This is a genomic window from Polymorphobacter multimanifer (genome assembly GCF_014205635.1).
GTDB classification, from domain to species: domain Bacteria; phylum Pseudomonadota; class Alphaproteobacteria; order Sphingomonadales; family Sphingomonadaceae; genus Sandarakinorhabdus; species Sandarakinorhabdus multimanifer.
Map to the genome: position 1 here is coordinate 99,485 of NZ_JACIIV010000016.1, position 6,233 is coordinate 105,717.

Annotated in this window: 4 protein-coding genes and 1 pseudogene; 4 read left to right on the forward strand and 1 reads right to left on the reverse strand. The window is 66.5% G+C overall.

The window, feature by feature from the left end; all coding sequences use genetic code 11:
• The first annotated feature begins 9 nt into the window (after nt 1–9).
• Genes FHS79_RS12015 through FHS79_RS12030 form a run of 4 tightly spaced genes read left to right on the forward strand, consistent with a single transcriptional unit; the run spans nt 10 to nt 4,757 of the window.
• Complete coding sequence (locus FHS79_RS12015; protein WP_184200211.1) at nt 10–948, forward strand: bifunctional riboflavin kinase/FAD synthetase; 939 nt, start codon at nt 10–12, stop codon at nt 946–948.
• 33 nt (nt 949–981) lie between these two features.
• Nucleotides 982–3,858, forward strand: coding sequence for an isoleucine--tRNA ligase (ileS, locus tag FHS79_RS12020; RefSeq protein ID WP_184200214.1), 2,877 nt, complete (start codon nt 982–984; stop codon nt 3,856–3,858).
• 1 nt (nt 3,859) lies between these two features.
• Nucleotides 3,860–4,333, forward strand: a complete 474-nt coding sequence (lspA, locus tag FHS79_RS12025; RefSeq protein ID WP_184200217.1) for a signal peptidase II — start codon at nt 3,860–3,862, stop codon at nt 4,331–4,333.
• Entirely contained in the window at nt 4,326–4,757 is a 432-nt protein-coding gene (locus FHS79_RS12030; RefSeq protein ID WP_184200220.1) for a DUF3035 domain-containing protein, read from the forward strand. Before lspA ends, FHS79_RS12030 begins: the two co-directional genes overlap by 8 nt.
• Nucleotides 4,758–4,834: 77 nt before the next feature.
• Here the strand turns inward: FHS79_RS12030 and FHS79_RS12035 are convergent.
• Nucleotides 4,835–6,139: pseudogene (locus FHS79_RS12035) on the reverse strand (helicase HerA-like domain-containing protein); the annotation flags it as partial.
• Between the last annotated feature and the right edge of the window lie 94 nt (nt 6,140–6,233).

Genomic DNA, 6,233 nt, shown 5'->3' on the forward strand with positions numbered 1-6,233 from the left:
AGGCCGATGATGGACTTGATCACCGGGGGAGCGCCGCTGCCGGCGAACATGCGCGGCGGCGTGGTGGCGCTCGGCAATTTCGACGGCTTTCACGCCGGCCATCAGGCGGTGGTCGGTGCTGCCCTTGCTGCCGCACGCGCCGCCGGCGTCCCCACCCTTGTTGCCAGCTTCGATCCCCACCCCGCCCGGCTGTTCCAGCCCGGCCTCCCCCCCTTCCGCCTCACCGATCCCGCGCAATGGCAGGCGCTGCTCGGCGCGTTCGGCGTCGATGCCGCGGTCCTCATCCCCTTCGACGGCGCTCTCGCCAGCCTCTCCGCCGAAGCCTTTGTGCAGGAGTGGCTCGTGGGTCGCCTCGGCGTCTCGGGCGTCGTCACGGGTGCGGATTTCACCTTCGGCCGCGCCCGCGAAGGCGATGTGACCCATCTGGCCGCCCTCGGAGCCACCCATGGCTTCACCGCCAAGGTCGTCGGTGCGGTCACCGACAGCGGCGGCACCATCTCCTCCACCCGCATCCGCGCAGCCCTGCGCGCCGCCGATCCCGCCGCCGCCGCCGCCCTCCTCACCCGCCGCTTCGCGGTGCGCGCCGAAGTCATCCACGGCGCCAAGCTCGGCCGGCAATTGGGTTTCCCCACCGCCAACATGGCGCTCGGCGACTATGTCCGCCCTGCCTATGGCGTCTACGCCGTCTGGGTCCGCCTGCCGTCGGGCGAGCGCATCGGCGGCGTCGCCAACCTCGGCGTCCGCCCCATGATAGAGCCCCCCGTCGAGCTCCTCGAAACCTGGCTCCTCGATTGGGACGGCGATCTCTACGGCCAGACCCTCGAAGTCGAGCTCGTCGCGTATCTCCGCCCCGAAATGAAGCTCGACGGCCTCGATGCGCTTATCGCCCAGGTGATGCGCGATGCCGAGGACGCCCGCACCGTTCTCAAACTGTCAGTTGAACCGTGACAGCAAGGTGATGGGCCACTAGACGCAATCCCCATGAACAAGCCAGACTATCGCACCACGGTGTTCCTGCCGCGCACCGACTTTCCGATGAAGGCCGGCCTGCCTGAAAAGGAGCCGCTCATCCTCGCCCACTGGCAGGCGACCGACCTCTACGCCCAGCTCCGCGCGGCCCGCGCCGGCAAGCCCAAATGGATCCTCCACGATGGCCCGCCTTACGCGAACGGGGACATGCACATCGGCCACGCCCTCAATCACACGCTGAAGGACCTCGTCGTCCGCACCCATTCGCTGCTCGGCTTCGATGCGCCCTATGTCCCCGGCTGGGATTGCCACGGCCTCCCCATCGAATGGAAGGTCGAGGAAAAATACCGCGCCAGGAAACTCAACAAGGACGAAGTCCCAAAGCCCGAGTTCCGCGCCGAATGCCGCGCCTATGCCCAGGGCTGGGTCGATGTGCAGGCCGGCCAGCTCACCCGCCTCGGCATCAACGGTGACTGGAAAAAGCCCTATCTCACCATGGACTTCGCCGCCGAAGCCACCATCGTCGCCGAGCTTCTGAAGTTTGCTGAATCCGGCCAGCTCTACCGCGGCGCCAAGCCGGTGATGTGGTCGCCGGTTGAAAAGACCGCGCTGGCCGAAGCTGAAGTCGAATATGAGGACGTCACCTCCACCCAGATCGACGTCGCCTTCCAGATTGTCGAATGCCCTGGCGCTCCAAAATTAGTAGGGGCGTTTGCTGTCGTCTGGACCACTACCCCTTGGACCATCCCAGTCAATCAGGCGATCGCGTTCAATCCGTCACTAGGCAAGGAAGGCTTTTACCAGCAAGCATATGTGGTCGTGCGTAACGAAGTCGGCCGGCGCTTCCTCCTGTGTCGCGAACTTATCGAAAGTTTCGCTGCGCGCACCGGGTTTGTGTTGACAGAGGAGACACTTGTCACTCCCGAGGCACTGGCCACAGCCACCGCCCGCCACCCCATGCACCACCTCGGCGGCTTCTTCGCCAAGCCCCGCCCCTTCCTCCCCGGCGAGTTCGTCACCACCGACGCCGGCACCGGCCTCGTCCACATGTCCCCCGATCACGGCGAGGACGATTTCGCGCTGTGCAAGGCCAATGGCATCGCCCCGGTCTTCGCCGTCGAAGCCGATGGCCGCTACCGTGCCGATTGGCCCTGGCTCGGCGCCACTGGCAATGTCATCAACGAAAAGTTCAACGCCCCCGATGGCCCGATCTGCTCGGACCTGCGCGACGCCGGAGCACTCCTCTCCGCCAGCCCCTTCAAGCACAGCTATCCCCACAGCTGGCGCTCGAAAAAGCGTGTCATCTACCGCTGCACCCCGCAATGGTTCATCCCGATGGACACCAGGCTGCTCGCCCTGTCCGCCGATGCCCGCGCCGATCTGCGCTGGGAAGGCGAGGGCGGTGCCACCACCCCCGACGATGTCACAGCCCCCGGCACCCGCCTCACCCTCCGCGAAACCGCGCTGCAAGCGATCGCCGAAACCCGCTTCATCCCCGAAAAGGGCCGCAACCGCATCGGCGCCATGGTCGCCGATCGCCCCGATTGGGTCATCTCGCGCCAGCGCGCCTGGGGTGTCCCCATCACCCTGTTCGTCGACAGGAAGTCCGGCGAATATCTGAAAGACCCCGCCATCAACGCACGCATCATCGCCGCGGTCCGCGAACACGGCGTCGATGCCTGGACCCCCGAACTCGCGCAAACCCTCCTCGGCGACCGCGCCGACGATTACGAGCAGGTCACCGACATTCTCGATGTCTGGTTCGACAGCGGCTGCACCCATGCCTTCGTCCTTGAAAGCGGCCGCTGGCCCGAGCTGCAATGGCCTGCGGACCTCTATCTCGAAGGCTCGGACCAGCATCGCGGCTGGTTCCAGTCGAGCCTGATGGAAAGCTGCGGCACCCGCGGCCGCGCCCCCTACAAGGCCGTCCTCACCCATGGCTTCACCATGGACCAGTCGGGCCGCAAGATGTCCAAATCGCTCGGCAACACCATCGATCCGCTGGTGCTGATGAAGGATTATGGCGCCGATATTCTCCGCCTCTGGGCCGCCACCGTCGATTTCACCGAAGATCACCGCATCGGTGCCGAAATCCTCAAAGGCGTCGCCGACCAGTATCGCAAGCTGCGCAATTCCTTCCGCTATCTCCTCGGCGCCCTCGACGGTTTCGACGAGGCCGAGCGCCTCCCCGCCGCTGCCATGCCCGAGCTCGAACGCTGGGTCCTCCACCGCCTCGCCGAAATCGACGCCGCCTTGCGCGCCAACATCGCCGATTTCGATTTCAACGCCTATGTCGCCACCCTCTCCACCTTCGTGAACAACGATCTCTCGGCCTTCGTCTTCGATATCCGCAAGGATTCGCTCTATTGCGATGCCGCCACCAGCCCCCGCCGCCGCGCCTATCGCACCGTGCTCGACACGCTCTTCCACGCGCTCACCCGCTGGCTTTCCCCGGTGCTGGTGTTCACGGCGGAAGAAGTCTGGGGAACACGCTACCCCGATGGCGGCTCGGTCCACCTCCTCGAATGGCCCGCCATCGACGCCGGCTGGCGCGACGACGCCCTAGCGACCCGCTTCGAACGGCTGCGCGCCCTTCGCAGCGCCGTCACCGAAGCCATCGAGCCGCTCCGTCGCAGCAAGACCGTCGGCTCGGGGCTCGAAGCCGCCGTCACTCTCACCACGACAGCCGAAGACCGCGTCGCCCTCGAAGGGCTGGATTTCGCCGAGCTCTGCATCACCGCCGACATCGAGATCGTCCATGGCGAAACCACCGGCGCCCAAATCACCGCCACCACCGATCCGCGCTGCGAACGCTGCTGGCGCCATCTCCCCGATGTCACCGAAGCCTCGGGCCTGTGCGGCCGCTGCGAAACCGTGGTCGCCGCCTGAAATGCGCCTCGGCTATCCCATTGCAGCGCTGGTCTTCATCCTCGACCAATTGTCCAAATACTGGATTCTCGAAGTCGTGCGCCTCCCCGAAATCGGGTCGATGCCGGTGCTGCCGGTCTTCAGCCTCACCTTCGTCCAGAATCCCGGCGTGTCGATGGGCCTGTTCACCGCCGACTCCGATCTGCAGCGCTGGTTGCTCGTGGCGGCCACCGGCGCCATCGCCATCGCGGTGGCGGTCTGGATCACCCGCGAAAAGCACCGCTGGGATGTCGCCGCCCTCGGCCTCGTCCTCGGCGGAGCGGCGGGCAACATCCTCGACCGCGCCCGCTTCGGTTATGTCGTCGATTTTCTCCACGTCTTCTGGCGCGAGTGGAGCTTCTGGGTGTTCAACATCGCTGATGCAGCCATCACCATCGGTGTGCTAATGCTGCTCGGCCGGGCGTTGCTGCCCAACAAGGATCAAACGCATGCGTAATCTTTCCCTGCTCCTCATCGGCGCTGCCGCCATGGCGCTCACCGCCTGCGGCGGCGGCAAGCGGCTCGGCGATCGTCGCGGCCCCGATGAGCTGGCAATCAGCCGTTCCGCCCCGCTGGTGGTGCCTTCCGAGTTCAACCTCACCCCGCCGCGCCCCGGCACGCCGCGCGCCACGGGTGCCGATGCGCAGAGCCAGGCGATGGAAGCGCTGTTCGGCCCCGGTGTGCGCGTGCCGCCGCGCTCGCCCGCCGAGCAGCAGCTTCTCGATCGTGCCGGTGCCGGCACCGCCGATCCCGCCATTCGCTCCAACGCCGGGGATATGGCCACCAACACCGTCAACAAGGGCGCCTTCATCCGCGAGATCGTCAGCGCCCCCGCCGGCACCGTCGATCCCGAGCGCGCCCAGGTGACGATGGGGCAGTAAACGGCGCAATTCCCTCCCCTTGCGGGGAGGGCGACTCGTGCCCCTCGGCACGAGCGGGGTGGGGGCTCTTGCTGTCCCTATTTGAACAATCCCCCCAGCAGCCCGCGCAGCAATTTCTGCCCGGTCCGCCCACCGAGCTGCCGCCCGATGCTGCTCGCTGCCGACCGTGCCATCGTCGTCGCAATCTGCTCGGTCATCGATTTCGGCCGCGCCCGCTCGCGCGCCGCCTCGGCCCGCGCCGCGGCGGCAGCAGCCTTGTCCTGCGCCGCCCGCTCCCTGGCTGCCAGCGCCTCGGCCTTTTCCGCCGCCTTTGCCGCCTCGGCCGCCGCCGCATGGTCCGCTGCCTGCGCTGTGCGCTTGCCGAGCAGCTCATAGGCCGATTCCCGGTCCACCAGCGTCGCATATTTTGCCGCAAACCTCGACCAGCCGACAATCCGCCCGCGCTCCTCGGCGGTCAGCGTCCCCACCCGGCTGCGCGGCGGTGCGATCAGCGTGCGCTGCACCGGTGCGGGCGCGCCATCGGGCTGCAACAACGAAACCAGTGCCTCGCCCACCTTCAGCGCGGTGATCGCTTCGGCCACATCGAGCCCTGGGCTGGCGCGGAACGTCTCGGCCGCCTGTTTGATCGCGCGCGCATCCTTGGGGGTGAAGGCGCGCAGTGCGTGCTGCACGCGGTTGCCGAGCTGCCCCGCCACCGTCTCGGGAATATCGACCGGGTTCTGGGTGATGAAATACACCCCCACGCCCTTGGAGCGGATCAGCCGCACCACCTGCTCCACCTTCTCGAGCAGCGCTTTCGGCGCCTCGTCGAATAGCAGATGCGCCTCGTCGAAAAAGAACACGAGCTTGGGCTTTTCCGGGTCCCCCACCTCGGGGAGCGTCTGGAACAGTTCGGAGAGCAGCCAGAGCAGAAAGGTTGCATAGAGCCGCGGCGAGCGCATCAGCCGGTCGGCAGCGAGAATGTTCACCTGGCCATGGCCATTGGGGTCGATGCCCATGAAGTCATGGATATCGAACGCCGGCTCGCCGAAGAAATGTGCGCCGCCCTGGTCCTCCAGCGTCAACAGGCTGCGCTGGATAGCGCCCACCGAGGCCGCCGTCACATTGCCGTAGCGGGCTGAAAGCGCCTTGGCGTTCTCGGCGGTGAAGGCGAGCATCGCCTGCAAATCCTTCAGGTCGAGCAGCAGCAGCTTCTGCTCGTCGGCGTAGCGGAACGCGATGCTGAGCACGCCCTCCTGCGTTTCGTTCAGCCCCATCAGCCGGCTGAGCAGCAGCGGCCCCATGTCGGAAATCGTGGTGCGGATCGGATGGCCCTGCTCGCCGAAAATATCCCAGAACACCGTCGGGCAGGGCGAATAGCCATAGTCGGGCACGCCGATCTTGAACTGCCCCGGGTTTACCGGAGGGTGGGCGGTTCAAATGTCAGGCGGCGATATCGAGTTTCTTGAGGTTTGCATAGAAGGCCAGTTCGGCCTC